Here is a 26,626-nt window from a genome sequence, read left to right as displayed (position 1 = left end):
CGCTAATTTGCAGCGCAGTCGGCGAACAGGCGGTCGGACACGCGCGCCAGGGCGGCAGCAGCAGCGATCGCGTCGCCGGCGTACCCGCCGACGAGGGCGCCGTCGCGAGCCAGAGCGAACTCGTCGGCGGCGTCGCCGGGCAAGGGGTGCCCGGCGCCTTTGAAGAGGTCGACGAGCATTTCGGTGTACCAGTCGCGGTGCGCCACGACGACGAGTCGGACGGGGTGTGCGGCCTCGCTGAACTCGGCGGCCGCGTTGATGAAGGGGCACCCCCGGAAAGCGGATGCCTGCATGCCTGCGGTGATCGCCGACACGATGCCGCGCAGGACGCCGATCGCGGAACCCTCGGCGCCGGCGCGGATCTCGTCGACGATGGCGACGGCGGCCTCATGGCGGCGGTTGATGTAGTCGAGCACCAGGTTGTCTTTGGAGCCGAAGTGCTTGTAGAAGGTGGCCTTGGTGACGGAGGACTCACTGATGAGGCGGTCGACTCCGACCGTGCGGATGCCCTCGTCGTAGAAGAGGCGATCGGCGGTCACGAGGACGCGCTGCTTGGCGCCGGGGCCGGGCTGGTGGAGGGCCGCCTGCTCGTCGGCGCCGAGGCCGGGGAGTTTGTCTCTGTCGAGCCCGAGGGAACGCTGGACGGCCGAGCGGGGGGATTCGACCGTCACAGCGTGGCTCCTTGGGAACGTATCGGCTGGGACCCGCCACCGGGGGGAGTGAGGGGTTCCGGACATCGATCGTCCGAGCTAGCCGCCGAGCGGGTCAAGCTAGGGGTCTGACCCGATCGGTGAAGCCAGCGTAACACGGATGAGGACAAACAGACGAGTCTGTCTGTCCACCTTTTCCGTCCCCCAGTTCGGGTGTCACGCATCCCGTAGGCTCGATGGCGATGAACGGACCCGTCCCGCTGCCCCTCGACTCGATCGAGATCTCGTTTCGCGCATCCGGCGACGAACTCGTCCGGCGGTCGGTCCTCCCCAGCGGTGTGCGCATCCTCAGCGAGGCCATGCCGAGCGCTCGAAGTGCCACGGTCGGTTTCTGGGTCGCGGTCGGATCGCGCGACGAGGTGGAGGGGCGACGGGGTTCCACCCACTTCCTCGAGCACCTCCTCTTCAAGGGCACGCCCACGCGCTCGGCGTTCGACATCTCCGTCGCCTTCGAGTCGGTCGGCGGCGAGCACAATGCCGCCACGGCCAAGGAGTACACCTGCTACTACGCCAAGGTGCGTGACGTCGACCTCGACATGGCGGTCGACGTGCTCGCCGACATGGTCACGTCGTCCGTGCTCGACCCGGACGAGTTCGAAGTCGAACGCGGGGTCATCCTCGACGAGCTGGCCATGGCCGACGACGACGCCGCCGACGTGGGCAGCGAGCGGCTCTTCGAGTCCGTGTTGGGCGACCACCCGCTCGGTCGGCCGATCGGCGGCTCGCCCGAGAGCATTCGCGAGGCGTCACGCGACGAGGTGCTCCGTCACTATCGCGAGAACTACCGTCCGCAAGACCTGGTCGTCACCGTCGCCGGAGCAGTCGACCACGAACGGGTCGTGGCGCGCATCGAAGCGGCGCTGGTCGCAGCCGGCTGGCCCGACGACGCGGGCGAGCCGGTCCCGCGCCGCGCCAAGGGCGCAGTCGCCCTCACGCAGGGCGAGCCCGTGCTCGTGCTGCCCCGTCCCCTCGAACAGGCCACCGTGCTGCTCGGCGTGCCCGGCCTGGCCCTGACCGATCCCCGGCGCCCCACGCTGAGCATCCTCAACGCGGTTCTCGGCGGCGGCATGTCGTCCCGTCTGTTCCAGGAGATCCGCGAGAAGCGCGGTCTGGCCTACTCGGTGTACTCGTTCACGCCGAGCTACTCCGATGCCGGCATCTTCGGGCTCTACGCGGGATGCGCGCCCCGCAACGCATCGGAGGTCACCCGACTCCTCCTCGACGAGTTCGAGCGCATCGCCGTCGACGGCATCACCGACGACGAGCTCTCCCGATCACTGGGCATGCTCGGCGGGGCTGCGGCTCTGGCGCTGGAAGACAGCGACACCCGCATGAATCGACTCGGGCGCGCGGAGATCTCCACCGGGGAGTTCGTCGATCTCGACGAGTCGTTGGCGCGCCTCGGGCGAGTGACGAAGGCGGGGGTCCGGGCTCTCGCCGAAGAACTGCGCTCCGGCGTAGTGTCCACCGTGATCGTCGGCGACGTCGACCCCGCGCTCTTCGACCCGACCCTCGTGCTTCCTGAGGACGTCGATTCGGCAGGAACCGGCCCGGTGGCAACGACGCCACTCGGCGCCTCATGAACCAGGAGACGACCGTGTCGCACTACCTTTACCTCGTCCGCCACGGTGAGCAGCAGGACGCCGAGCACGGTCTGCCCGACGGTCCGCTGTCCGAGCGCGGCAAGCGCCAGGCCCGCGCGATCGCGGCCCGGCTCGGGGGAGTCCCGTTCGACGCCGCCTGGCACTCGCCTCTCGAGGGCGCTGCCGAGACCGCCCGCATCATGACCGAGGTCATGCCGGCTCTCCGACCGGAGCCCTCGACGCTGCTGTTCGACTGCATCCCCTCCGGGCCCACCCCGGACATGCCGAACGCCTACAAGCCGTTCTTCGGCGGCGTGACCGAGGAGCAGATCGAGGCCGGAGAGGCCCAGATGGCGGATGCCGTGGCCGAATGGCTCACCCCGGCACGCGAAGACCGACACGACCTGCTCATCACGCACAACTTCGTGATCGGGTGGTTCGTGCGCGAGGTCTTCGGTGCACCCTCCTGGCGCTGGATGGGTGTCAACCAGGCCAATGCCGGGCTGACGATCATCCGGGTCCGGTCGGCCAAGCCGCCGGAGCTCGTGACCCACAACGACCTCGGGCACCTGCCGGTCGAGCTCCGCACCGGGCTGCCGGTGGAGCAGCCGCTCTGATTCGACACTCAGGTTGATGCCTCATCCTTTCTGAAATACACATTTCAGACAGGACTGGCATGCCTCATCTTCTCTTTGCGCGAGATCTCGTCAAGACCTACAACGGCTCGTCGGGTTCGACGACCGTACTCGCCGGCATCTCCCTAGCTATCCAGCCCGGCGAACTCGTGACCATCGTCGGTCCGAGCGGTTCTGGTAAGTCGACGCTGCTGCAGTGCCTTTCCGGGCTCGACTCGCCGACGTCGGGGCGGGTCGAGATCGAAGGCACCGATCTCGCCACTCTCGGGGCCGACGCGTTCGCCGAGTTCCGTCGAGATCGGCTCGGCTTCGTGTTCCAGTCGTACAACCTCATTCCGGCCTTGAGCGCATTCGACAACATCGCGCTTCCCACTCGACTGTCCGGCGGCTCCGTCGACAAGGCGAGGGTCCGATCGGCTCTGTCGGCCGTCGGCCTCACAGAGGTGGCGCGACAGCGGCCGTCGCAGCTCTCCGGTGGTCAGCAACAACGCGTCGCGATCGCAAGAGCCCTCGCGGCGTCCCCGGCTCTCCTGTTCGCCGACGAGCCCACCGGAGCGCTCGACACGGAGTCGGGTTCCCGAGTGCTGACACTCCTGCGGACGTACGCCTCGGGCGAGCGAAGCGTGGTCATGGTCACCCACGACCTCGAGGCCGCCGCTCTCGGCGACCGAGTCCTAGTCCTTCGCGACGGGGGCATCCACACCCAACTCGTGCGTCCCACCGCAGTCGACGTGTTCGCCGCCGTCGACAACGCGCGGCAGGGTCGCCGATGATCCCGCGCCTGGTCCTCGCCGAACTCGTCGGCGGCTGGCGGCTCTGGGCAGGCGCGTTCGTCGTCTGCGTCGTCGCGGCACTCATCGCCCTGGTCTGTGCGGGTGATGTCTCGACCGCGGCCATCCTCTCCGAAGCGCAGAATCCCTCCGGGCTCATCAATCACGCACTCGTTTTCGGTGCGATGAACGTCCCGGTCGTCATCGGTGCCCTGAACATCCTCCTCGTGTACGTCGTGCGCCTCCAGCGCACCCATCACGCGCTTTGGCAGTTCGGCGGTGTCACGCCCAAGCTCATCCGGCGAATCGTCGTTCTGCAGGTGGGCGTCGTGGGTGTCCTCGCCTTCCTCGTGGCGCTCGTTCTCGCCGCGCCGACGCTGAGGTTCCTCCTGAACGGTCTCTCGGCAGCAGTGCGAGGAACGGAGGAGGAGCAGATCACCGAGGTCGCGCTGTCCCCGGCCCCGACTGCGATCGCGTTCACGGTGTTCCTTATGGTCGTCGTCGGGAGTGCATCGTCGGCTGCTCGCGCCGCCTCGCGGACCCCGGCTCTCGTGGCCGTTCGCGCGCCGGCGGAGGAGCCGTCACGCCCGAGCCGGGCCCGCACCGTAGCCGGGGCGATCGTTCTTGCCGTGGCTGGAGTCCTGTGGGCCGTGACGCTCAATGGCGGCAGCGGATACCTCGATTTCTCGCAAATCCTGGTCATCATTGCTTTTCTGCTCGTCGCGCCGGTCGCGTCACAGGTCGTCATGGAAGGCTGGACCCGTCTTATGCCCTTCCGATCGCCCTCATGGTTCCTGGCGAAGGAGTTCGCGCACCACAACGTCGTCCGGAGCCACGCCGGCATCTCGCTGCTTGTGGTCGCGGCCGGAATCGGCGTCGAGACCGGCTACATCGGTCTTTGGCAGGACCCGGAATACTTCTCGATCGCGCTGGCCATCTTCGGCACTCCTATTGCTCTGGTGCTCGTCACGGGAGCGGCGACCATCTTCATGACGGCGACGCACCGTCGGCGTGAAGCAGCCCTATTGGTGGTGTCCGGGGGAACATACGGAACGGCAGTCCGAGCTGCTGTCGTCGAGGCGGTCATCTTCGTGATCACTGCGCTCATACTCGGGGTCGTGGTGGCGCTGCCGTCGGCGCTCGGACCGCAGCCGGGCGGCACCTGGTGGCAGGCGTTCGTTCCGCTGCCATTCGTCTTGGGCCTCGGACTGGCGCTCCTCCTCACGACGACCGTCGCTCCCGTCCTCCAGGCTCGCCGTCGGGTCTTGTCAGTGGAGCTCGCGCGGGAGTCTGCCTGAGAACGCGCGGCTCTGCTTTTGCGGTGGAGCAGCCGCTCTAAAGGTTTTTCGCGTACCAGTGCGTCGCGTTCGGGTTGTCGTTGTAGGGCTCGATGGTGCGGTAGCCCGACGACCGGTAGAGGCCTCCCGCCGCGGTGAGGCTGGCATTGGTGTCGAGCACGACCTCGCGCGCGCCGAAGCCCTTGGCGCGCTCCTCGAGATCGGTCAGCAGCGCCTTGCCGAGGCCCTTCCCTCGGCCATGCGGATTCACGAAGAGGTGCTTGATCTCGAAGCGGGTCGCGTCGTCCGGCCCGGGATCGATCCGTCGGATGCCACCGCAGGCGACCGACCTCTGCTGCTCGTCGTCGTCGACCACCAGGAACACCCCATTCGGCGGCACGAACGCAGCCGGGTCGGGATGGGTGGTCGAGTAGCCCGCAGGATCGGGGAACGTCGCGATCCGCTCGGCGAAGTACTCCTCGAGCAGGGCGTGCGCCTCGGGCGCATCGACGGCGACCTCACGGAACTGCAGCATGAGTCCTGATGATACCGAGCCCGGTAGGTTGGACCGCATGTCAACTCGCGTCGCCGTCGTCGGAGCCACCGGTCGAATGGGCACTCTGTTCCTCCGACTCATCGAAGAGTCCGCCGATCTCGAACTCCACGCAGGGTTGTCGTCGCGCGATCCGCTCGACGCGGTGCTGGGTGCCGACCTGGTGGTCGACGTGACGGTGCCCGCGGTGAGCCCTGGCATCGTCGAGAAGGCCGTCCGTGCGGGCATCCCCGTCCTCGTGGGCACCTCCGGCTGGTCGGAGCCTCGGCTCGCCGCCCTTCGTCGGGTGGTCGCCGAAGTCGACGGACCCGGTGTCCTCGTCGTTCCGAACTTCTCCGTCGGGTCGGTCCTCGCCACGCTCTTCGCGACGATTGCGGCGCGCTTCTACGAGTCGGTCGAGATCGTCGAGACTCACCACCCGGGCAAGGTCGATTCCCCGTCCGGCACCGCGATCCGCACGGCCGAGCTGATCGCCGAGGCGCGCCGCGACTTCGGTCCCGTCCGCGCGCCCCACGCCGACCAGCGTGCCCGTGGGCAGCAGGTCGCGAGCGTCCCCGTCCACAGCCTGCGTCTTCCGGGCATCGAGGCGCGCCAGGAGGTCGTTTTCGGGGGAGCGGGCGAGACTCTGACCCTGCTGCACGACACCACGTCGCAGGCGGCGTACGAACAGGGCATCCTCGCGGCCCTCGCCGCGGCTCCCACGCTCAAAGGGGTCGTCGTCGGGCTCGACAAGGTTCTGCCGCTCGCAGCGTCCGGTTCGGCCGACGCCGGGGCCTCCTCGTGAAGAGCCGCGTCGCCGCGCTCGTGATGTGCGCGCTCCTCGTGCTGTACCTGGTGCTGATCTCGGCTCGCGCGGTCGAGTTCATGCAGACCGGGGTCCCGATCGCCGTCGTGATCGGCATCGCCCTCTTCGTCCTGCCGATCCTTGGCGTCTTCGCGCTCGTCTACGAGATCCGCTTCGGCGTCAAGACCGAGCAGATCGTCAACCAGCTCTCCTCGGAGGGCGGCTTGCCGGTCGACGACGTCGCCCGACGAGCCAGCGGTCGCTACGAGCGTGAAGAAGCCGACGCGGCCTTCCCGGGCTATGCGGCGGCTGTCGAGCAGGCTCCCGGCGACTGGCGCGCCTGGTTCCGCCTGGGCCTGGCCTACGACGCCTGCGGCGACCGGCGACGGGCCCGCGCGACGATCCGACGATCGATCCGGATGCGCGGGGCCGCGTCGAAGTCCAGGGCGACTGCGTGATCTGACGGAGGGCGTCGCCCTGTGTCGCTCAACAGGACTCGCCCGGGGTCGCCCGCTAGGGCTTGATCAGAGCGTCGAGGGCCTGTTCCACGGTCTGGTGCTCGAAGACGAAACCATCGGCGAGCAGCTTGGCGGGAACGACCTCCTGGCTCGACAGCAGCATCTCCTGACCGGCTTCGCCGAGCGCGGTCTTGATGACGAACTCGGGCACGGCCAGCTTGTACGGCCGGCCGAGGTCCTTGGCGGTGCGAGCCGTCAGACGGTCGCTGGTCGCGGGCGTCGGCCCGGCCAGGTTGACCGGCCCTTCGAGATCGCTCGTGAGCAGGTGGACGATAGCCGCTGCTTCGTCGTGCAGGCTGATCCACGGCCAGATCTGCGAGCCGTTGCCGAGACGCGAGCCGAGGAAGACCTTCGTGAGGGCGAGCAGAGGCTTCATGGCGCCTCCCGGGCCGACGACGACGCCGGTGCGGAAAGTCACCACCCGGGTTCCTTCGGGAGCCTCGTGCGCCTCCTTCTCCCAGTCCTCGACGACGTCGGCCAGGAATCCCGCACCCCGGGGCGACTCCTCTGTCAAAACGTCGAGGGGCCGGTCGCCGTAGATGCCCACGGCCGAGCCGCTCAGGAACACCTTCGGGGGATTCGAGGCGTGATGCATCGCCTGCGCCAATGTTCGAGTGGCGTCCACGCGTGAATCGTGGATCTCCTCCTTGTACTTCGCCGTCCACGGCAATTTCGACAGGGATGCACCGCTCAGGTTGATCACCGCGTCGGCTCGATCGAGGAGGTTGTAGTCGAGGATCCCCGCGCTCGGCGACCAGGTGAACTCGGTCTTGGTCGACGACGGGCGCCGGACGAGGCTCAGCACCTCGTGCCCCTTCGCCTTCAACTGACGCGTCAGCTCGGTACCGATGAGCCCCGACGCTCCTGCGATCAGGACGGTCAATCGACTGTCGTCATCGCGGTTCGCGCCCTGGGTTCCGGGGTCGGAGCTCGTAGTCATGCCATGCCTTTCGTCGGGACCCCGAGCTTAGACTCGGCCCCTCCGAGGTGTCCGTGGCGTGCGTCGTGACGTCGGTGTCGGCGCCTGCCGGTAATGTCGAGGGCGTGCCTGACGACGAGACCAAGCCCATCGAATTCCGTTCCGACGTGACCGTCGAGCTCGTGCGCTCGAGTGCCCACGACTCCGACGTGCTCTTCGCCGCCCGCGTGTCCACCATGGGCGAACAGACCCTCGAAGGCGCCCAGGCCTCGGCCGAGAGCGACGGCGCCACGAAAGGCGCCGGGCTCATCAACTATCTGATGCGGGATCGCCACGGTTCCCCGTTCGAGCACAACTCCATGACCTTCTACGTGCAGGCTCCGATCTTCGTCTTCCGCGAATTCATGCGTCACCGCATGGCCTCCTACAACGAAGAGAGCGGGCGCTACCGCGAGCTCAACCCGGTGTTCTACGTGCCGAACCGCGAGCGCAACCTCGTCCAGGTGGGCAAGCCCGGTGCCTACGACTTCCTCCCCGGCTCCGACGAGCAGTTCGAGCTCGTCGACGGGGCGACGCGCGATGCGTCGACCCAGGCCTTCGAGGCGTACCAGCAGATGCTCCAGGCCGGAGTCGCCCGAGAGGTCGCTCGGATCGTGCTCCCGCTCAACATCTACTCGTCGATGTACGTCACCGTGAACGCCCGCTCGCTGATGAACTTCCTCAGCCTCCGCACGAAGCGCGAAGGCACGCACTTCCCCTCGTTCCCGCAGCGCGAGATCGAGATGTGCGCCGAGAAGATGGAAGACATCTGGGCCGACCTCATGCCCCTCACCTACGCGGCGTTCGGCAAGAACGGCCGCGTGGCTCCGTGACCCTCGGATTCGCAGACGGTGTAGGGTCCCGCATCCTTGCCGATACTCTGTAGGGGTGTCGAACATCCCCAATCCCTTCGGTCAGGTCCTCGTCGCGCTCGTCACCCCCTTCACCGCCGACGGTGAAGTCGACTGGCCGGGCGTCGAGAAGCACATCGACGACTGCATCAACCAGGGCGCCGACGGCATCGTCGTCACGGGCACCACGGGCGAGACGTCCACGCTGACCGACCCCGAGAAGCTGCGTCTGGTCGAGGTCGGCAAGTCCGTCGCCGCCGGCCGCGCCAAGATCATCACGGGCGGCGGCTCGAACGAGACCGCGCACGCGATCCAGCTCTACAAGGCCAGCGAGAAGGCCGGTGCCGACGGGGTCATGATCGTCACGCCGTACTACAACAAGCCCACGCAGGCCGGCGTCCTGACCCACTTCCGCATGATCGCCGACGCGACCGATCTGCCGGTCCTCCTGTACGACATCCCCGGCCGGACCGGCATCCCGATCAAGTACGAGACGATCCTCCGCGCGGCGAAGCACCCCAACATCGTCGGGGTGAAAGACGCCAAGGGCGACTTCGCCGAGGTGAGCCGCGTGCTCAACCAGACCGACCTGCTCTACTTCTCGGGTGACGACACCAACGTGCTGCCGCATCTGGCGATCGGCGCGACGGGCCTCATTGGCGTCACCGCCAACATCGCCGCGGCTCCGTACCGCACCATCGTCGACGCCGTGAACGCCGGTGACCTGCACACGGCCACCGCTGCCCACAAGCAACTCGAGCCCCTCGTGCGTGCCGTGATGACCCACGTGCCCGGCACCGTCGCCGCGAAGTACATCCTGCACGGGCTGGGCCGCATCGGCAGCCCGCGCGTGCGCCTGCCCCTCGTGGGCCCCGAAGACAGCGAAGCAGCCCTGATCGAAGACGAGCTGTCGCACGTGGGCGAGATCCCCGGCGTCGACTTCTCGAAGTTCCGCCCCGACCGCAACGCGGCCGCCGGCGGCGCCCTGCCGAAGGTGCACGGCACCACGCGCTGACCCGGGCGGCCCCGTCCGCCCGTACGACTTACACCGGAGGTTCCAGACCTCACCTCACGAACACCAAGGAACAGATGCCCACGACAATTCAGACTCCGCGCGCCCTCGAAAAAGGCACGCTCCGCGTCATCCCGATCGGCGGCCTCGGCGAGATCGGTCGCAACATGACCGTCTACGAGATCGACGGAAAGCTCCTCATCGTCGATGCCGGCGTCCTCTTCCCCGAAGAGCACCAGCCCGGTGTCGACCTCATCCTCCCCGACTTCACTCCGATCAAGGATCGCCTGCACGACGTCCTCGGCGTCGTCCTCACCCATGGCCACGAGGACCACATCGGCGCGGTGCCCTATCTGCTGCGCCTCCGCAAGGACATCCCGCTCCTCGGCTCGAACCTCACCCTCGCGCTGGTCGAAGCGAAGCTCAAAGAGCACCGCATCACGCCGTATTCGCTCGTCGTGAAGGAGGGGCAGATCGAGAAGATGGGCCCGTTCGAACTCGAGTTCGTCGCGGTGAACCACTCCATCCCCGACGCCCTCGCCGTCGCGATCCGCACGTCGGCCGGTCTCGTGCTCCACACGGGCGACTTCAAGATGGACCAGCTGCCGCTCGACAACCGCATCACCGACCTGCGCGCCTTCGCCCGCCTCGGCGAAGAAGGCGTCGACCTCTTCCTCCCCGACTCGACGAACGCCGACGTGCCCGGCTTCACCGCGCCCGAGCGCGACATCGGACCGGTCCTGGACGACATCATCTCGCGAGCCCCGCGCCGGGTCGTCGTGGCCAGCTTCTCGAGCCACGTCCACCGCGTCCAGCAGGTCCTCGACGCCGCGCACCTCAACGGTCGCAAGGTCGCCTTCATGGGTCGGTCCATGATCCGCAACATGACGATCGCGGCCGACCTCGGCTACCTCAAGGTGCCCGAGAACGTCCTCATCGACTCGAAGAAGGCCAAAGACCTTCCCGACGACCGCATCGTCTACATGTCGACCGGTTCGCAGGGCGAGCCGATGGCCGTGCTGGCGCGGATGGCGAACCTCGAGCACCAGATCGAGATCGGCGAGGGCGACACGGTCATCCTCGCGTCCAGTCTCATCCCCGGCAACGAGAACGCGGTGTACCGCGTCATCGACGGCCTCACCAAGCTCGGTGCCCACGTCGTCCACAAGGGCAATGCCAAGGTGCACGTCTCCGGCCACGCGAGTGCCGGCGAGCTGCTCTACTGCTACAACATCCTGCGTCCGAAGAACGTCCTCCCCGTCCACGGCGAGCACCGCCACCTGTACGCGAACGCCGCTCTGGCCCAACGCACGGGGGTGCCCGCGAAAAACATCATCACGGGCCAGGACGGCATCGTCGTCGATCTGAAAGACGGCAAGGTCACGGTCGCCGGTCAGCTCGACCTGAGCTACGTCTACGTCGACGGTTCGACCGTGGGCGAGATCACCGACGCCGATCTCAAAGACCGCCGCGTCCTGTCGGAGGAGGGCTTCATCAGCGTCTTCCTGGCGATCGACCCCGCCACCGGTCGGGTGGTCGTCGGGCCGGAGATCCAGTCGCGCGGTTTCGCCGAAGACGACAGCGTCTTCGACGACGTGCGACCGAAGATCCTGGCTGCGCTCACCGAGGCCGCCGAGAACGGCACCCGCGACACGCACGCGTTCACGCAGGTGGTCCGTCGCACCGTCGGGCGCTGGGTCAACAGCCAGCACCGTCGTCGTCCGATGATCGTCCCGGTGGTCATCTCCGCCTAGTCGCGCGGAGGCGTCTCGCCTTAGCTCCTGCATCGTCGAACGGCCCTGATCTCCAGGGCGTGTCGTCCGGATTCCGGCCTGACACGCGCGCGAGGTCGGGGCCGTCGTCAGTGGCCTCGGGTACCTTTGCCGAATGGCAACGAGCACGAAACCACCGGCCCGGGCGCGTCCTTCCGCGCCGCGAACGGCTGCGCCCAAGTCGACGGCTCGGTCCTCCCGGGGGTCGTCGACTCCGACGAAGCGGCTGCCGACGAGCAAGCAGACGGTGGTCGTCGACCACGGTCCGGGTCTCGGCACGCGTGCCTGGTTGGGGCTGGCGCATCTGGTGGGCGGCGCGTTCCGAGTGCTCGGCCGCGAGTCCCTCGACAAAGACGAACGCCGCGACGGGTTCCCGTTCTTCCTGGTCCTCCTGGCGATCGCGGGTGCCATCGTCGAATGGCTGAACCCCGGCAACTCGCTCGCCCTGGCTCTCGACCACAACACGTTCGGCGGCCTGTTCGGCCGGGTCGCCTACGCCCTCCCGGTCATCCTCGTCGTCTTCGCCGGCTGGTTGTTCCGGCATCCGGCCTCGGTCCACGACAACACGCGCATCGGCATCGGCGTGGTCCTCATGGTCGCCTCGATCTCGGGCCTCTGCCACATCTACGGCGGGCGTCCGGCAGCCTCGAGCGGCATGGCCGCCCTGTCAGGCGGCGGCGGCATCGTCGGCTGGGTCGTCGCGTCGTGGATGCTCAATCTGCTGACCGTCTGGGTCGCGACTCCCGTCGTCGTGATCGTCCTCGCGCTCTCGATCCTCATCATCACCAAGACGCCGCCGAACCACATCGGTCGTCGAGTCGGCGATCTGTACTCCTACCTCTTCGGGCTTCCCGAACGAAACACGCAGGCTGGGGCAGAGTCCGACGGCGGCAGCGCCTCCTCCCGCGCCGGCGACGACTTCGCCGACGACGAGTCGCCCGACTCGCTTCCCTGGTGGCGCCGCAACAAGAGCGGCCGCGAAGAAGATCCGGCCTACGACTCGCCCGTCGTGGCCGAGTCGTCCGGCGAGACCGCCCCGACCGAGATCATCGGCAAGCGCAAGCCCCGCGGTCGCAAGGGCGAGGTCTCGTCCTTCACCGACATCATCGAGGGCTCGCCCGAGCCGTCGCCCGACGAGTTCGGCACCGATCTGCTCGACGACCTCGGTTTCGCCGAGGAGGCCCTGCGCGACAAGGCCGCCGCCTCCGGTGACGATTCGGCGACCAAGGTCCTCTCCGTCCCGTCGTCGCCGATCGTCACGCCGGCCGCCGCTCTCGCTCCGGCCGTGCCCCTGACCCCGTCCGACGCAGCGGCCGACTTCTTCGAGCCCGACGACTCCGAGGCGCCTCCGAGCCTCGAGATGCTCGACGACCACGCCGACGAGGCGCCCTATCGTCTTCCGGCCGCCTCGACGTTGAGCGCGGGCGACCCGGCCAAGACCCGCTCCGAAGCGAACGACACGATCGTCGCGGCCATCACCGAGGTGTTGACTCAGTTCAACGTCGACGCCCATGTCATCGGCTTCAGCCGCGGTCCGACGGTCACACGGTACGAGATCGAGCTGGGCCCGGGCGTCAAGGTCGAGAAGGTCACGGCCCTGTCGAAGAACCTCTCCTACGCCGTGGCCTCGAACGAGGTCCGCATCCTCTCGCCGATCCCGGGCAAGAGCGCCATCGGCGTCGAGATCCCCAACACCGACCGCGAGATCGTGTCGCTCGGCGACGTCCTCCGCTCGTCCGCCGCGACCAAGAGCACCCACCCGATGACCATCGGCGTCGGAAAAGACGTCGAGGGCGGGTACGTCGTCGCGAACCTCGCCAAGATGCCCCACCTCCTCGTGGCCGGCTCGACGGGTTCGGGCAAGTCCAGCTTCGTGAACTCGATGATCACGTCGCTGCTCATGCGTGCCAAGCCCAGCGACGTCCGCATGGTGCTCATCGACCCGAAGCGTGTCGAGCTCTCCATCTACGCCGGTGTGCCGCACCTGATCACTCCCATCATCACGAACGCCAAGAAGGCTGCCGAAGCCCTGCAATGGGTCGTCAAGGAGATGGACATGCGGTACGACGACCTCGCGTCGTTCGGGTTCCGCCACATCGACGACTTCAACCGCGCCGTCGTCAACAACGAGATCGTCCTGCCCCAGGGCAGCGAGCGATCGCTCAAGCCCTACCCGTACCTCCTCGTCGTGGTCGACGAGCTCGCCGACCTCATGATGGTCGCGCCGCGCGACGTCGAAGACTCCATCGTCCGCATCACTCAGTTGGCGCGAGCGTCGGGCATCCACCTCGTGCTCGCCACGCAGCGCCCCTCGGTCGACGTCGTGACCGGCCTCATCAAGGCCAACGTCCCGTCCCGGCTCGCGTTCGCCGTCACGAGCGTCACCGACTCGCGGGTCATCCTCGATCAGCCGGGCGCCGACAAGCTCATCGGCCAGGGCGACGGCCTTTTCCTGCCGATGGGTGCCTCCAAGGCGATGCGCGTCCAGGGCGCTTGGGTGCAGGAGAGCGAGATCAACGAGGTCGTGGCGCACGTCACGCGTCAGGCCCGTCCCGACTACCGCAACGACGTCGCCCAGGTGGTCGAGAAGAAGGAGATCGACGGCGACATCGGCGACGACCTCGAACTCCTCCTCGCGGCGACCGAGCTCGTCGTGTCGACCCAATTCGGCTCGACCTCCATGCTGCAGCGCAAGCTGCGCGTCGGGTTCGCCAAGGCCGGGCGCCTGATGGACCTCATGGAGTCCCGCGACATCGTCGGTCCCTCGGAGGGGTCGAAGGCCCGAGACGTCCTCGTCACGGTGGAGCAGCTTCCGGCGACCCTGGCCAAGATCAGAGGTTTCGAGACCGGCACGTCGGCCCCCGCCGGCGCATCGTCGGCACATGGCGGCGGCCTGTCCGCTCCTCGTCCCGAGCACGACCAGTACGCCGACGACCCGGTCGCCCAGATGACCCGCGGGTACGACGAGGTCGACGGAGACGAGGAGTCGGAAGACGCCTGGGGTCTGACAGGACGAGACTAGGTCCATGAGCGATCCCACTGCGGCCGAGACCCCGGCACCCAAGACCTTCCCCTTCACGGGCCGGATCGTCTCCAATGGCGACGGGCCGGCGAACACCGCCAACATCGCCAACATCATCACGGTGGTGCGCATCCTGATGGCGCCGCTGTTCTTCGCCCTCCTGGTGGTCGACGACGGCCACGACGGCGCCCTCCGGGTCTGGGCGGCCGTCATCTTCGTCGTCGCGATCCTGACAGACAGCCTCGACGGCTTCCTGGCCCGTCGACAGAACCTCGTCTCCGACTTCGGCAAGATCGTCGACCCGCTCGCCGACAAGGTGCTCACCGGCGGGGCGTTCATCGTCCTCAGCGTCTTGGGCGAGCTGCCCTGGTGGGTGACCATCGTCATCCTCGTGCGTGAAGTCGGCATCACGGTCTACCGGTTCGCCGCCCTGCGCAACCGTGTCATCGCGGCCTCCCGAGGCGGCAAGCTCAAGACCCTCCTTCAAGGTGTCGCGTTGACGCTCGCGCTCTTCCCGTTCGTCCACTGGTTCGGTAACTGGTTCGACTACGTCAACATCGTCGTCATGTCGTTGGCCTTCCTCGCCACCGTGCTGTCGGGGCTCGACTACATGCGGGCCGCGTTCTCCGGGCCGAAGGCCGACGCCTCGGCGGGCAAGGCGTGACGGGTTCACCCGTCGCCGAGCTGGTCGTTCTGCTGAAGGAGAGGGGCCTCACCCTCGGTGTCGCCGAATCGCTCACGGGCGGGATGCTCGTGGCCGAGTTCGTCTCCGTCCCGGGGGCGTCTGCGGTCGTGCAGGGGGGCATCGTGGCTTATCAGACGCCGCTCAAGGCCGCACTGCTGGGCGTGTCCGAGTCGCTGCTCGCCGAGCACGGGGCCGTGCATCCCCGTGTCGCGTCCGAGATGGCCACCGGTGTGCGCACCGCTGTAGCCATCGGGGGAGTGCCGGCGACCGTCGGTCTCTCGACGACGGGTGTCGCGGGGCCCGACCCTCAAGACGGTCAACCGGTCGGCACGGTGTTCGTGGGGGTCTCGATCGGCGATCGAGTCGAGGTCACCGAACTCCACCTCGAGGGCGACCGGCAGGCAATCCGAACGGCCACCGTATCCGAATCCCTGTCGTCTCTTCGACGCATGTTGCTCTCCACCGGGTCGTCCCGGGAATAGCGTGGGTTTCGGTCTCGTTACATCTCGTAGCTTCACAAGGGTCATTCAGAGCTTGCTGCGTAGAGTGGCACGCATCGGTGGCATTAGTGTTACTCACCCACCAGGTATTCCGACCGTGGTGGGTCTGTCCTCAGGAGGAGGGTCCTAATGGTTTTGGTACGTCAAGAAATCGGTGACGTCCTTCGTGACTTCCGCCTGCAAAAGGGTCGCACGCTTCGTCAGGTCGCCAGCAAGGCGTCCGTGGCACTCGGCTACCTGAGTGAGGTCGAGCGTGGCCAGAAAGAGGCCAGCTCCGAGATCCTCGCATCCGTGGCGGATGCTCTCGAGACGCCCATCTCAACGATCATGCGTGAGGTCGGCGACCGTATGGCGGTCCTCGAAGGCCTCAACCCCATCCCCGACACGCTGCCCGACGACTTCGTCGCCGAGTTCGGTGCCGAGCCCGCAGTCCGCTAGACCTCTTCGTCGACTCGCACGGTGTGGCGGGTCGACCTCATCGCTTCTTCGAACGCCCCGACTCCGGTCGGGGCGTTCGTCGTTTCGGGGCGGGCGCTCGCTCCTCTGACGGAGGCCGGGTCCCGCGCCGTTCCGCCCGGCCTCCACTGCGTGCATTTTCTGCGGCCGGGTGGCGCGCCGGCCAGCGAGAAGTGCACGCAGTGGTGGTTGCGGCGGGTGTGCGTGCGTTTTCTGCGGCGGGCAGGCCGGCGGCCCCGCGAGAAGTGCACGCAGTGGCGAGCGGCCGCTGGTCGGGTACGGTCGGGGGATGCGGAAGAGCGAGTTCGCCCAGGCGGTCACCGACGAGTTCGGCGAGGCGTACGGCCGTGTCGTGACGCGCGACGTCGTGTTGCCCACCCTCGCCAACCGGACCGCAGAAGAAGCCGTCGACCAGGGCGTCGAGCCCGCGCTCGTCTGGCAGGCCCTGTGCGAAGCCGAAGACGTCCCGCCTGCTCGACGCCACGGTCGAGGCCTGCCGAAACCCCCGGCCTGAGGCGCTCTTCCGCCTCGTCGCGTGGTGAATCGGGCCCGTGGGATGCTCGTCGCAGTGTTCGACACGCCGCGTCTCGCTACTCGAACGTGTGTTCGGTCGGGTGCTAGCCTCTCCCTCACAGGGGCTCGCCCGAGTCCGGTTCTCCACAGTTGCTCACTCGACGCTTCCAGTGTCGGTGGCCACCCGTAGCGTTCAGGACAACAGCGCATCTCGACAGCCTTGTCGCTCATCCTCCGGCCTTGTTCCACCGGCCGGAGGGGCCGCGACAGCCTATAGGCGCACCGATCCGACCACGGTCACGCAGTCCTGCTGCCGCCTCGGTCACACCTCAGAAGGAGAACACCATGCCGTCAGTTGCAGACCGCGAGAAGGCCCTCGAGACAGCCCTCGCTCAGATCGACCGTCAATTCGGCAAGGGTGCCGTCATGAGGCTGGGCAGCGACGAGCGCGCTCCCGTGGCCGTCATCCCCACCGGTTCGATCGCTCTCGACGTCGCGCTCGGCATCGGCGGGCTTCCGCGAGGCCGCATCGTCGAGATCTACGGGCCGGAGTCGTCCGGTAAGACCACTCTGACGCTGCACGCCATCGCCAATGCGCAGGCGGCGGGCGGCATCGCCGCCTTCATCGACGCCGAGCACGCTCTCGACCCCGAGTACGCCAAGAAGCTCGGCGTCGACATCGACGCCCTCCTCGTCTCACAGCCCGACACGGGTGAGCAGGCCCTCGAGATCGCCGACATGCTCGTCCGATCGGGTTCGATCGACCTCGTCGTCATCGACTCCGTCGCGGCACTCGTGCCCCGCGCCGAGATCGAGGGCGAGATGGGAGACTCCCACGTCGGCCTCCAGGCCCGGCTCATGTCGCAGGCTCTTCGCAAGCTCACCGGTGGCCTCAGCCAGACCGGCACCACGATGATCTTCATCAACCAGCTGCGCGAGAAGATCGGTGTGTTCTTCGGCAGTCCCGAGACCACCGCCGGCGGCAAGGCGCTCAAGTTCTACGCCTCGGTCCGCCTCGACATCCGCCGCATCGAGACCCTGAAAGACGGCACCGACGCAGTCGGAAACCGCACCCGCGTCAAGGTCGTCAAGAACAAGATGGCGCCGCCCTTCAAGCAGGCCGAGTTCGACATCCTCTATGGCGTCGGCATCTCCCGCGAGGGCAGCCTGATCGATTTCGGTGTCGAACACGGCATCGTCCGCAAGTCGGGTGCCTGGTACACCTACGAGGGCGACCAGCTCGGCCAGGGCAAGGAGAACTCGCGTAACTTCCTGCTGCAGAACACGGCCATCGCGGCCGAGATCGAGCAGAAGATCCTCGCCAAGCTCGGGGTCGGCGCCGACGGCGCTGCGGCGAAGGCGGCGAACGACGCGGCCGCGGCAGCAACCGCTGCGGCTGCGGAAGCCGCCGGTGGCGCCGAGGCACCGATCGCGCCGATCCAGCGCAAACTCGCCAAGGGCGCATGAGTTCCGACGACGACCGCCTCGCCCCGGTGACCCCGCTCTTCGGGCAGCGCCACCGGGAGGAGCCCGCAGCCGATTCGCGCTCGGGGTCGTCCCTCACGCATCCGGCCGGGTCCGGGCGTGGCGAGTCGTCGTCGGCTCAGGCCTCGGGCGGGTGGGCCGAAGCGGGTCCGGGGCCCGACGAGACGCGAGACGCAGAAGCGTCCCCCCACGGCGAAAACGGCCCGACCGAGGCGGGCGAGGCCAGTCCGGCCAGGCCCGCACTCCGGGCTCTGCCGACCTACGCCGAGTTCGCGGCCCGGAGCGAACCCGTCCTGGCTGACGAGCACAACTCCGATGCCGCAGCGGAAGAGCCTGCCGAGACGCTCGAGGCGGCTCGTGTCCGGGCCGAGAACATCAGTATGCACGCCCTCTCGAGACGGGGGGTGTCATCGCACGAGATGACGAATATCCTGCGTTCCCGCGACCTGCCCGACGAGGTCGTGGAGTCGGAGATCGCACGGCTCGAAGGCGTCGGTCTGCTCGACGACGCCGAACTCGCCGAGAACCTCGTGCGGAGCAAGCAGGAACGCAAGGGGCTCGGCAAGAGCGCCATCTCGAACGAGCTCCGCCAGCGAGGCGTCGCTCAAGAGGCGATCGAGGCCGCCATCGCGGATATCGACGACGACGACGAACAGGCTCGCTGCGATGAATGGGCCGCAAAACGGGTGGGCCAGCTGCGGGGGCTCGATCACGCCACGGCCGAGCGTCGCCTGAACGGGTACCTCATGCGACGGGGCTACCGCTCCGAGGTAATCCGGCGCTCGATCGAGAAAGCGCTGCCGAGGGGCGGGGGCAACGGCGGTGGCGGGGTCCGCTTCCGATGACGACGACGGCCGGCACGTGCATCCCCCGTTTCGCAACGATTTACACTGGGGCCTTATGTCGACGGTTCTGACCTCCTCCGAAGCACGTCCTGGCGAAGACGCGGCACCCCGCACCTACGAGGTGCGCACGTTCGGCTGCCAGATGAACGTCCACGACTCCGAGCGCCTCAGCGGTTCCCTCGAGGCGGCCGGCTACGTGCCGGCCGAGGGCGCCGAGGCCGACATCGTCGTGATCAACACCTGCGCCGTGCGGGAGAACGCCGACAACAAGCTCTACGGCACGCTGGGCCAGCTCGCCTCGATCAAGCGCAAGCACGACGGCATGCAGATCGCCGTCGGCGGATGCCTCGCCCAGAAGGACAAGTCCGTCATCCTCGACAAGGCCCCCTGGGTCGACGTCGTGTTCGGCACCCACAACATGGGCGCCCTCCCGACCCTGCTCGAGCGGGCGCGGCACAACGACGAGGCCCAGCTCGAGATCCTCGAGTCGCTCGACGTCTTCCCGTCGACCCTTCCGACGAAACGCGATTCCACTTACAGCGGCTGGGTGTCCATCTCGGTGGGCTGCAACAACACCTGCACGTTCTGCATCGTGCCGGCTCTGCGGGGCAAGGAGAAGGACCGCCGGCCCGGTGAAATCCTCGCCGAGATCCAGGCCCTGGTCGACGACGGCGCGATCGAGGTCACCCTGCTCGGGCAGAACGTCAACTCCTACGGCGTCGAGTTCGGCGACCGCGGCGCCTTCGCCAAGCTCCTCCGTGCAGCAGGCCAGATCCAGGGCCTCGAGCGGATCCGCTTCACGAGCCCGCACCCGGCCGCGTTCACCGACGACGTCATCGACGCCATGGCCGAGACCCCCGCCGTCATGCCACAGCTCCACATGCCGCTGCAGTCGGGCTCCGACCGCATCCTCAAGGCCATGCGTCGCAGCTACCGCAGCGAGAAATTCCTCGGCATCCTCGACCGCGTGCGGGCGAAGATGCCGAACGCGACGATCAGCACCGACATCATCGTCGGCTTCCCCGGCGAGACCGAGGACGACTTCGCCGAGACCCTCCGTGTCGTCGAGGAGGCCCGGTTCGCAACGGCGTTCACGTTCCAGTACTCCATCCGCCCCGGCACGCCCGCGGCGACTCTTCCGGATCAGATCCCGAAGGCTGTCGTCCAAGAGCGCTACGAACGGCTCGTCGCGCTGCAAGACCGGATCTCCTACGAGGAGAACCAGAAGCAGATCGGCCGTCGGGTCGAGGTCCTCGTCGCCACCGGCGAGGGCCGCAAGGACGAGGCGACGCACCGGCTCTCGGGCCGATCCGAAGACAGCCGTCTCGTGCACTTCTCCGCTCCGGCCGGTCGACCGGCGCCGCGCCCGGGCGACGTCGTCTCGGTCACCATCACCGACGCCAAGCCGTTCTACCTGATCGCCGACGAGTCCGCCGACGCCCCGTTCGCGGTCCGACCGACCCGAGCCGGCGACGCCTGGGACCGCGCCGAAGCAGCGTCCTGCGGCGTGCCCGCCGCACCCGGCACGGCGGGTGTCGGTGCGCCCCGCGTCTCGCTGGGTCTGCCGACCCTGCGTGTCGCCACGACCCCGATCTACGACCCGACCGACGGTCTCCGCTGAGGTCGTGAGCGTCACCGAACCCGCCGAGCCGTCCGACTCCAAAGACGCCGAACACCTCGCCGAGCCGACCGAACCCGAAGACGCCGAGGACCTCGCCGGCCGGCACCGCTACGGCGTCGTCATCGGAGCGACGGGCACCGGCAAGACGGCCTTCGCTCTCGACCTGGCCGAAGAACTCGGGCGTCGTGGGCGATCCGCCGAGATCGTCAACGCCGACGCGATGCAGCTCTACAGAGGCATGGACATCGGCACGGCCAAGGTGCCGGAGGCCGAGCGCCGCGGAATCCCGCACCACCTCTTCGACGAGCTGCCCGTCACGGCCGAGGCGAGCGTCGAGTGGTACCAGCGGCGTGCTCGAGACGTCATGGCGAGCATCCAGCGTCGCGGCAGCGTTGCTCTTCTCGTGGGCGGGTCCGGACTGTACGTCTCCGCCGCCGTCTTCGACTTCCGCTTCCCCGGCACCGACGAGGCGCTTCGCCGCAAGTATGAGGCGGTCTTCGAGAAGGAGGGCGTGGGGCGTCTCTTCGCCCTTCTGCGAGAACGCGATCCGGCCGCGGCCGTCGCGATCGGCCCGCACAACGGACGCCGGCTGGTCCGGGCGCTCGAGGTGGGCGAGATGACGGGGGCGCCGTTCGCCGTCGGGCTGCCCGAGGACGCCCCGACCTGGAACGCGCCGCACTTCGTCGGCCTGAGCGAAGACCGTTCCGTCCTCGTCGACAGGTTGGATGCCCGGGTCGACGCCATGTGGCGCGACGGTCTCCTCGACGAAGTGCGCGCGCTCCTCCCGAACGGCCTCGAACAGGGCGTCACCGCGAGCCGAGCCATCGGGTATGCGCAGGCCATCGCCGAGCTGCGGGGCGACCTGACCGAGGACGAGGCGAAAGAGGCCACGCGAGCGCTCACCCGGAGGTACGCGCGCCGCCAGGTGAGCTGGTTCAAGCGCTATCCCCGAGTGACCTGGGCGACAGCGAGCGACCCCCGGGCCGTCTCGGACGCCGCCGATAGACTTCTCGCGTGACCACCACCGTCCATTTCACCAAGGGCCAGGGCACGGGCAACGACTTCGTGCTGTTCTCCGACCCCGACGGCTCGTTCGACCTCACTCCCGAGCGCATCCGAGCGCTGGCCGATAGGCGATTCGGTGTCGGGGGCGACGGAGTCATCCGGGCGGTGCGCAGTTCGAAACTGCCCGACGGCGAAGCCTCTCTCGCCGAAGACGATGCGGCCGAGTGGTTCATGGATTACCACAATTCCGACGGCTCGCCCTCGGAGATGTGCGGCAACGGCATCCGGGTGTTCACGAAGTACCTGCTCGAAGAGGGCCTCGTCACGCTCGAGCGCGGCGACACGCTCGCGATCGGCACTCGAGCGGGCGTCCGCGACGTCCAGCGGTCGAGCACTGGCTTCCAGGTCGACCTCGGCCGGTGGCGGCTCGACGACGTGCATCCCACCGTCTCGGCTCGCGAGCTCTATGCGACGCGGCCCGGTCTCGGTCTGAGCGTCGGCAATCCCCACGTCGTCGTGGCGCTGGCCTCGGCCGACGAACTCGCGGCGCTCGACCTCTCCGTCGCGCCCGAGCTCGAACCGGCCGCCCCGCACGGCGCCAACGTCGAGTTCGTCTTGCCCGAAGAACCGCTGGTGGCCGACGGTATCGGCCGGATCCGTATGCGTGTGCACGAGCGGGGCAGTGGCGAGACCCTGTCGTGCGGCACAGGTGCCGCTGCGGCGGCTCTCGCGACGCGTTACTGGGCCGGCGCCGGGGCCCCTGACCAGTGGCGGGTCGACGTGCCCGGCGGCACGGTCGGCGTACGGATGTTCGCGACGGAAGACGGCGAGCACGTCTCGCTCAGCGGCCCCGCCGAGCTCGTCTTCACGGGCGACCTGGCGGTGCAGTAGTCGTCGGGTCTAGGCTCGGAGACATGAAGAAGTAGAGCACTCCCGCCGCGCCGACCGGTCGACGTCAGTCGATCCGCTCAGAGGCGCGTTGCCCGGAGCACCCGGAACCCCTTCGAGGTCGACTCCCGCTCGACCTCGACCACGTCGCCCAGGGTCTCGTTCATCCACTTCTGCAACGAGTCGGCCCCGAGGTTCTTCTGGACCACGAGGTACGCCTCCATGTCGATGCCCAACCGGGGTAGCCACGTCGACAGGATGTCGCGGAGGACGGCCTTGCCGACGCGGATCGGCGGGTTCGACCAGATCCCGTCGAAGACGAGGTCCGTGGGAACATCCTCCGGCAGCACGGCGTTCACACTGGTGACGCCCGCCCGAGCTGCATTCGTCCGAAGCAGCTCCAGAACCCTCTCGTTCACGTCGACGGCCCAGACGGTCGCCTCGGGGGAGAGCAGGGCGAGACTCAGCGCGATGGGACCCCATCCGCATCCCACATCCAAGAAGACGCCCTCGCGCGGTGGCGCGGGCATCGACCCCAGGAGCACCTGCGTGCCCTGATCCACCCGCCCGGGAGAGAAGACTCCCGCGGCGGTCGCCAGCGACAGAGTGCGCCCGGCGAGCTCGACCTCGATTTCGCGGGGTTTCAAGGAGCTCGACGGTTGCGCCGAGAAGTAGTGGTCGCTGGCCATGACCCCAGATTATCGACTGTGAAAGGTCTACTGTGACTGCAATGACTGAAGACACCACCACCCCGACCGAGCGTGACGACGCGCCCGCCTCGGGTGACGACGTCGTCGACCGCATCCTGGCCAACGCCTCGTCGCGCGCCGGCGTCTCGGTGTTCACTCCGGGTGCCGCCCAGGCCATCCAGACCACCGGTCTCGGCAGCGGCACCTACCGCGGCGACGACCACGGTCTCGGCGTCGACGGCGATCAGTTCGATCGCGACGACCGGCAGGCGCTCCGGCGCGTGGCCGGTCTGTCGACCGAACTCGAAGACGTCACCGAGGTCGAGTACCGACAGCTCCGACTGGAGAACGTCGTGCTCATCGGCGTTTACTCGCAGGGCACCCTCGCCGACGCGGAGAACAGCCTTCGCGAGCTCTCGGCCCTCGCGGAGACGGCCGGCGCGGTCGTCCTCGACGGCCTCCTGCAACGGCGTCCGCACCCGGACCCCAGCACCTACCTGGGCTCGGGCAAGGCGATCGAACTGAAGAACATCGTCGCGTCCCTCGGGGCCGACACCGTCATCGCCGACACCGAATTGGCGCCCAGCCAACGACGTGCGCTCGAGGACGTGGTGAAGGTGAAGGTGATCGACCGGACCGCGGTCATCCTCGACATCTTCAGCCAGCACGCCAAGAGCCGCGAGGGCAAGGCCCAGGTCGAGCTGGCTCAGCTCGAGTACCTGCTTCCCCGCCTCCGCGGCTGGGGTGAGTCGATGTCCCGCCAGGCCGGTGGTCAGGTCGGGGCCGGCAACGGCATGGGCTCGCGTGGCCCCGGTGAGACGAAGATCGAACTCGATCGTCGCCGCATCCACACCCGCATGGCGATCCTCCGCAAGAAGATCAAGGAGATGAAGCCGGCTCGCGAGGCCAAGCGGGCCAACCGCAACCGCAACGCGGTGCCGAGCGTCGCCATCGCCGGCTACACCAATGCCGGCAAGTCGAGTCTCCTCAACCGGCTGACGCGGGCCGGTGTCCTGGTCGAGAACGCGCTGTTCGCGACCCTCGACGCTACGGTGCGCAAGAGCGTGACCGCCGACGGCCGTCCGTTCACGTACGCCGACACGGTGGGCTTCGTCCGCAACCTGCCGCACCAGTTGGTGGAGGCGTTCCGCTCGACCCTCGAAGAGGTCGCCGAGTCGGACATCATCATCCACGTGGTGGACGGGTCGCACCCGGACCCCGAGGCGCAGCTGGCCACGGTCCGCGACGTCATCCACGAGGTCGACGGACGCGAGATCCCCGAGGTGGTCGTCTTCAACAAGAGCGACCTGGTCGACGACAGCCGTCGACTCGTGCTCCGCGGGCTGGTGCCGGACGCGATCTTCGTCTCGGCACGGACCGGCGAGGGCATCGACGAGCTGCTGGCGCGCCTGGCCGAGATCCTGCCCCGGCCCGAGGTCGACCTCGACCTGCTGGTGCCGTACGACCGCGGCGAGGTCGTGGCCCGTATCCACGACATCGGCCGGGTCGTCGACGTCGAGTACCTCGAGACCGGCACCCGCGTGCTGGCCAAGGTGTACCCGCAAGACGCAGCGACCCTGCAAGAGTTCGCGAGCTGAGCCCGACATGGGTGCTGACGGGGATGCGGCGGCCGCCGAGTCGCCGCATCCCGTCAGCGACCTGGTCGCCGTCCATCCCGAGGGGACCACTCTCGACCGGACGCTGATCCGCGGCACGGCGGTCGACGGCTATCGTCCGCACGACGTCGGCCCAGGGGAGCCGTACGTGCTGCGGGCCGAGCTGAACGGCGGCGTGGCGCCGCGGCGTGCATCCCACCCTCGAGTCCTCGCCTCGTTCGCGCAGTTCACCGACGTCCACGTTCAAGACTCGCAGTCGCCCTCGCGGGTGGAGTTCCTGGATCGTCTTCTCGACGACCGGCCGGTGACGCCGTTCCGAGCTGCCTACCGGGCGCACGAGATGCTGTCGTTGCAGGTCGCGGAGGCCACGGTCCAAGCCGTCGACGCCCTCGGCGTCGGCCCGGCGACCGGAGAGCCGCTGGCGTTCCTCGTGAGCACCGGCGACGCGACCGACAACTGCCAGGAGAACGAACTGAGGTGGGCGATCGACCTGCTCGACGGGGGCCCGATCACTCCCGACAGCGGTCGGCTCGGCGTCTACGAGGGCGTCTCCGACTCCGATGCGGCGCACTTCGACCACCACTACTGGCACCCCGACGGGTCGCCTCCGGGGCTCGACGAGGACCTCTTCCGGCAGAGCGGGTTCCCGTTGGTGCCGGGTCTCCTCGAGGCGGCGATCCGGCCGTTCGCGGCGACGGGCATCCGTCTGCCCTGGTACACCGCTCACGGCAACCACGATCAGCTGGTGGCGGGCAACTTCCCCTCCTGGCCGTTCCTCGACGCGCTCTCGGTCGGGTCGTCGAAGCCGATCGCGCTTCCCGACGGATCGGGCCTCGCCGACTTCGTGGAGCGGATCGTGACGCACCGATCGCTGTCACCCGACCTGCCCGTCCGCTCGGTGACCCCGGATCCCACCCGCCGCCTCGTCAAGCGGGCCGACGTCGTGGAGGCGCACTTCCACACGTCGGGCACCCCCGTCGGCCACGGTTACACGCCCGAGAACCGAGACGCCGGAACCGCCTACTACGCCGCCGACGTTCCGGCTGCCGCCGGGGCGAGGCCGGTGAGGATGCTCGTGCTCGACACCGTCAACGAGAACGGCGAAGCGGACGGCTCCCTCGACCGGCCGCAGTACCACTGGCTGCTCGACACCCTCGACGAAGAACCGGATCGGCTGACGATGATCGTCAGTCATCACACCGGCGACACGATGGGCAACCACTTCATCGGCACCGGCGGCGACTTCCACCTGCGGGTGGGCGGCGGCCCCGTCGTGCGGGAGTTGCTGGCGCGGCCTCAGGTCGTCCTGTGGCTGAACGGCCACACGCACGAGAACACGGTCACGCCGCGGCATCGCCCGCCCGGGCACGAAGCGGGTCCGGGCGGTTTCTGGGAGGTCGCGACGGCCTCGCACATCGACTGGCCGCAGCAGGTGCGCACGGTCGAGATCGTCGAGAACGGCGACGGGACCCTGTCGATCTTCGGCACGATCGTCGACAGCATCGCCCCGGTGCGCTGGGACGGGTCGCTGCGCGACCCCGTGGCGCTGGCCTCGCTGTCGCGGGAGCTGGCGGCGAACGATCCGCAGGACAGCGCTCGGCCCTCCTCCACGGTGGACGGGCTGCGCGGGGCAGTGATCGATCGGAACGTCGAGCTCGTGCTGCCGAGGCCGGGCGTGCTGCGGCTCTGAGGCGGGGCCTGTGAGGCTGCGGCTCTGAGGCGGCGGGCCGTGCGGGGCGGTGTCTCGTGCGGCGGATGTCGTGTGCGGCGGCTGTCTTGTGCGGCGGTGGGCCGTGCATCCCTCGTCTGCGGCGCCGGGCGTCTGCGTGCACTTCTTGTGCGTGCATTTTGTGCTGCCGCGGACGCGTTCGGGCCGCG

General features: G+C 68.3%; 25 protein-coding genes. 21 read left to right on the top strand and 4 right to left on the bottom strand.

The genetic code is table 11. From position 1 onward, the window contains the following. Positions 1-2: 2 nt before the first annotated feature. Positions 3-671, bottom strand: a complete 669-nt coding sequence (locus ABEA39_RS05250; RefSeq protein ID WP_345374071.1) for a TetR/AcrR family transcriptional regulator — start codon at positions 669-671, stop codon at positions 3-5. Between the two features lie 221 nt (positions 672-892). On the opposite strand from ABEA39_RS05250, the gene ABEA39_RS05245 reads away from it, so the two are divergent. Genes ABEA39_RS05245 through ABEA39_RS05230 form a run of 4 tightly spaced genes read left to right on the top strand, consistent with a single transcriptional unit; the run spans position 893 to position 4,996 of the window. Continuing rightward, positions 893-2,293: a M16 family metallopeptidase gene (locus ABEA39_RS05245; protein WP_345374069.1), complete on the top strand. Its 1,401-nt coding sequence runs from the start codon at positions 893-895 to the stop codon at positions 2,291-2,293. A gap of 14 nt (positions 2,294-2,307) precedes the next feature. After that, the gene (locus ABEA39_RS05240; RefSeq protein WP_345374067.1) at positions 2,308-2,910 is read left to right on the top strand and encodes a histidine phosphatase family protein; all 603 of its coding nucleotides are present in this window, start codon (positions 2,308-2,310) and stop codon (positions 2,908-2,910) included. 59 nt (positions 2,911-2,969) lie between these two features. Beyond that, positions 2,970-3,701: an ABC transporter ATP-binding protein gene (locus ABEA39_RS05235; RefSeq protein WP_345374065.1), complete on the top strand. Its 732-nt coding sequence runs from the start codon at positions 2,970-2,972 to the stop codon at positions 3,699-3,701. Continuing rightward, positions 3,698-4,996, top strand: a complete 1,299-nt coding sequence (locus tag ABEA39_RS05230; RefSeq protein ID WP_345374063.1) for a hypothetical protein — start codon at positions 3,698-3,700, stop codon at positions 4,994-4,996. The genes ABEA39_RS05235 and ABEA39_RS05230 overlap by 4 nt, the downstream gene beginning before the upstream one ends. A 37-nt stretch (positions 4,997-5,033) precedes the next feature. Here ABEA39_RS05230 and ABEA39_RS05225 read toward each other — a convergent pair whose 3' ends face one another. Beyond that, complete coding sequence (locus ABEA39_RS05225) at positions 5,034-5,510, bottom strand: GNAT family N-acetyltransferase (RefSeq protein WP_345374061.1); 477 nt, start codon at positions 5,508-5,510, stop codon at positions 5,034-5,036. A gap of 37 nt (positions 5,511-5,547) precedes the next feature. On the opposite strand from ABEA39_RS05225, the gene dapB reads away from it, so the two are divergent. After that, positions 5,548-6,312, top strand: coding sequence for a 4-hydroxy-tetrahydrodipicolinate reductase (gene dapB / locus ABEA39_RS05220; protein WP_345374059.1), 765 nt, complete (start codon positions 5,548-5,550; stop codon positions 6,310-6,312). Further along, on the top strand, positions 6,309-6,770 hold the full coding sequence (locus ABEA39_RS05215; protein ID WP_345374057.1) for a hypothetical protein: 462 nt from the start codon (positions 6,309-6,311) through the stop codon (positions 6,768-6,770). The genes dapB and ABEA39_RS05215 overlap by 4 nt, the downstream gene beginning before the upstream one ends. Before the next feature lie 55 nt (positions 6,771-6,825). Here ABEA39_RS05215 and ABEA39_RS05210 read toward each other — a convergent pair whose 3' ends face one another. Continuing rightward, positions 6,826-7,770, bottom strand: coding sequence for a TIGR01777 family oxidoreductase (locus ABEA39_RS05210; RefSeq protein WP_345374055.1), 945 nt, complete (start codon positions 7,768-7,770; stop codon positions 6,826-6,828). 104 nt (positions 7,771-7,874) lie between these two features. Here ABEA39_RS05210 and thyX point away from each other — a divergent pair, with 104 nt between their 5' ends. The 13 genes from thyX to dapF all read left to right on the top strand — a co-directional run bounded on the left by thyX (position 7,875) and on the right by dapF (position 22,446). Next, complete coding sequence (gene thyX, locus ABEA39_RS05205) at positions 7,875-8,621, top strand: FAD-dependent thymidylate synthase (RefSeq protein ID WP_345374053.1); 747 nt, start codon at positions 7,875-7,877, stop codon at positions 8,619-8,621. A gap of 55 nt (positions 8,622-8,676) precedes the next feature. Beyond that, positions 8,677-9,654, top strand: a complete 978-nt coding sequence (gene dapA, locus ABEA39_RS05200) for a 4-hydroxy-tetrahydrodipicolinate synthase (protein WP_345374051.1) — start codon at positions 8,677-8,679, stop codon at positions 9,652-9,654. Between the two features lie 74 nt (positions 9,655-9,728). Continuing rightward, positions 9,729-11,405, top strand: coding sequence for a ribonuclease J (locus tag ABEA39_RS05195; protein ID WP_345374049.1), 1,677 nt, complete (start codon positions 9,729-9,731; stop codon positions 11,403-11,405). 133 nt (positions 11,406-11,538) lie between these two features. Then, the gene (locus tag ABEA39_RS05190; protein WP_345374047.1) at positions 11,539-14,445 is read left to right on the top strand and encodes an FtsK/SpoIIIE family DNA translocase; all 2,907 of its coding nucleotides are present in this window, start codon (positions 11,539-11,541) and stop codon (positions 14,443-14,445) included. Between the two features lie 4 nt (positions 14,446-14,449). Continuing rightward, a complete protein-coding gene (gene pgsA, locus ABEA39_RS05185) occupies positions 14,450-15,109 on the top strand; it encodes a CDP-diacylglycerol--glycerol-3-phosphate 3-phosphatidyltransferase (RefSeq protein ID WP_345374045.1) in 660 nt (219 codons plus the stop codon). Beyond that, positions 15,106-15,612: a CinA family protein gene (locus ABEA39_RS05180; protein ID WP_345374043.1), complete on the top strand. Its 507-nt coding sequence runs from the start codon at positions 15,106-15,108 to the stop codon at positions 15,610-15,612. Before pgsA ends, ABEA39_RS05180 begins: the two co-directional genes overlap by 4 nt. Before the next feature lie 147 nt (positions 15,613-15,759). Further along, the gene (locus ABEA39_RS05175) at positions 15,760-16,068 is read left to right on the top strand and encodes a helix-turn-helix domain-containing protein (RefSeq protein ID WP_345374041.1); all 309 of its coding nucleotides are present in this window, start codon (positions 15,760-15,762) and stop codon (positions 16,066-16,068) included. Positions 16,069-16,375: 307 nt separating this feature from the next. Beyond that, entirely contained in the window at positions 16,376-16,600 is a 225-nt protein-coding gene (locus ABEA39_RS05170; protein WP_345374039.1) for a DUF3046 domain-containing protein, read from the top strand. 344 nt (positions 16,601-16,944) lie between these two features. After that, positions 16,945-18,066, top strand: coding sequence for a recombinase RecA (gene recA / locus ABEA39_RS05165; RefSeq protein WP_345374037.1), 1,122 nt, complete (start codon positions 16,945-16,947; stop codon positions 18,064-18,066). Continuing rightward, the gene (locus ABEA39_RS05160) at positions 18,063-18,929 is read left to right on the top strand and encodes a regulatory protein RecX (protein WP_345374034.1); all 867 of its coding nucleotides are present in this window, start codon (positions 18,063-18,065) and stop codon (positions 18,927-18,929) included. Before recA ends, ABEA39_RS05160 begins: the two co-directional genes overlap by 4 nt. Positions 18,930-18,984: 55 nt before the next feature. Then, positions 18,985-20,550 carry a tRNA (N6-isopentenyl adenosine(37)-C2)-methylthiotransferase MiaB gene (gene miaB / locus ABEA39_RS05155; protein ID WP_345374032.1) on the top strand — a complete coding sequence of 522 codons (1,566 nt, stop codon included), beginning with the start codon at positions 18,985-18,987 and terminating at the stop codon, positions 20,548-20,550. A 121-nt stretch (positions 20,551-20,671) separates the two neighbouring features. Continuing rightward, the gene (gene miaA, locus ABEA39_RS05150; protein ID WP_345375264.1) at positions 20,672-21,568 is read left to right on the top strand and encodes a tRNA (adenosine(37)-N6)-dimethylallyltransferase MiaA; all 897 of its coding nucleotides are present in this window, start codon (positions 20,672-20,674) and stop codon (positions 21,566-21,568) included. Continuing rightward, complete coding sequence (dapF, locus tag ABEA39_RS05145) at positions 21,565-22,446, top strand: diaminopimelate epimerase (RefSeq protein ID WP_345374029.1); 882 nt, start codon at positions 21,565-21,567, stop codon at positions 22,444-22,446. The genes miaA and dapF overlap by 4 nt, the downstream gene beginning before the upstream one ends. A gap of 77 nt (positions 22,447-22,523) precedes the next feature. Here dapF and ABEA39_RS05140 read toward each other — a convergent pair whose 3' ends face one another. Beyond that, positions 22,524-23,132 (bottom strand): class I SAM-dependent methyltransferase, encoded by a 609-nt coding sequence (locus ABEA39_RS05140; protein ID WP_345374025.1) that lies wholly within the window; start codon positions 23,130-23,132, stop codon positions 22,524-22,526. A gap of 41 nt (positions 23,133-23,173) precedes the next feature. Here ABEA39_RS05140 and hflX point away from each other — a divergent pair, with 41 nt between their 5' ends. Further along, positions 23,174-24,730 carry a GTPase HflX gene (gene hflX / locus ABEA39_RS05135; protein WP_345374023.1) on the top strand — a complete coding sequence of 519 codons (1,557 nt, stop codon included), beginning with the start codon at positions 23,174-23,176 and terminating at the stop codon, positions 24,728-24,730. Positions 24,731-24,737: 7 nt separating this feature from the next. Beyond that, positions 24,738-26,438, top strand: coding sequence for a TIGR03767 family metallophosphoesterase (locus tag ABEA39_RS05130; protein WP_345374019.1), 1,701 nt, complete (start codon positions 24,738-24,740; stop codon positions 26,436-26,438). Positions 26,439-26,626: the final 188 nt, after the last annotated feature.

This window comes from Frondihabitans cladoniiphilus (assembly GCF_039544345.1).
Taxonomy (GTDB): Bacteria; Actinomycetota; Actinomycetes; order Actinomycetales; family Microbacteriaceae; genus Frondihabitans; species Frondihabitans cladoniiphilus.
The sequence above is the reverse complement of the archived record's forward strand: the minus strand, read 5'-3'. Positions and strand labels throughout refer to the sequence as shown.

What these genes read in the sequence shown, in the direction of transcription:
- ABEA39_RS05130 (WP_345374019.1), top strand. Translation starts at nt 24,738, where the DNA reads ATGGGTGCTGACGGGGATGCGGCGGCCGCCGAGTCGCCGCATCCCGTC.
- ABEA39_RS05245 (WP_345374069.1), top strand. Translation starts at nt 893, where the DNA reads ATGAACGGACCCGTCCCGCTGCCCCTCGACTCGATCGAGATCTCGTTT.
- ABEA39_RS05140 (WP_345374025.1), bottom strand. Translation starts at nt 23,132, where the DNA reads ATGGCCAGCGACCACTACTTCTCGGCGCAACCGTCGAGCTCCTTGAAA.
- ABEA39_RS05225 (WP_345374061.1), bottom strand. Translation starts at nt 5,510, where the DNA reads ATGCTGCAGTTCCGTGAGGTCGCCGTCGATGCGCCCGAGGCGCACGCC.
- dapB (WP_345374059.1), top strand. Translation starts at nt 5,548, where the DNA reads ATGTCAACTCGCGTCGCCGTCGTCGGAGCCACCGGTCGAATGGGCACT.
- ABEA39_RS05160 (WP_345374034.1), top strand. Translation starts at nt 18,063, where the DNA reads ATGAGTTCCGACGACGACCGCCTCGCCCCGGTGACCCCGCTCTTCGGG.
- ABEA39_RS05210 (WP_345374055.1), bottom strand. Translation starts at nt 7,770, where the DNA reads ATGACTACGAGCTCCGACCCCGGAACCCAGGGCGCGAACCGCGATGAC.
- ABEA39_RS05170 (WP_345374039.1), top strand. Translation starts at nt 16,376, where the DNA reads ATGCGGAAGAGCGAGTTCGCCCAGGCGGTCACCGACGAGTTCGGCGAG.
- miaB (WP_345374032.1), top strand. Translation starts at nt 18,985, where the DNA reads ATGTCGACGGTTCTGACCTCCTCCGAAGCACGTCCTGGCGAAGACGCG.
- hflX (WP_345374023.1), top strand. Translation starts at nt 23,174, where the DNA reads ATGACTGAAGACACCACCACCCCGACCGAGCGTGACGACGCGCCCGCC.
- ABEA39_RS05230 (WP_345374063.1), top strand. Translation starts at nt 3,698, where the DNA reads ATGATCCCGCGCCTGGTCCTCGCCGAACTCGTCGGCGGCTGGCGGCTC.
- ABEA39_RS05195 (WP_345374049.1), top strand. Translation starts at nt 9,729, where the DNA reads ATGCCCACGACAATTCAGACTCCGCGCGCCCTCGAAAAAGGCACGCTC.
- ABEA39_RS05190 (WP_345374047.1), top strand. Translation starts at nt 11,539, where the DNA reads ATGGCAACGAGCACGAAACCACCGGCCCGGGCGCGTCCTTCCGCGCCG.
- ABEA39_RS05235 (WP_345374065.1), top strand. Translation starts at nt 2,970, where the DNA reads ATGCCTCATCTTCTCTTTGCGCGAGATCTCGTCAAGACCTACAACGGC.
- ABEA39_RS05175 (WP_345374041.1), top strand. Translation starts at nt 15,760, where the DNA reads ATGGTTTTGGTACGTCAAGAAATCGGTGACGTCCTTCGTGACTTCCGC.
- recA (WP_345374037.1), top strand. Translation starts at nt 16,945, where the DNA reads ATGCCGTCAGTTGCAGACCGCGAGAAGGCCCTCGAGACAGCCCTCGCT.
- pgsA (WP_345374045.1), top strand. Translation starts at nt 14,450, where the DNA reads ATGAGCGATCCCACTGCGGCCGAGACCCCGGCACCCAAGACCTTCCCC.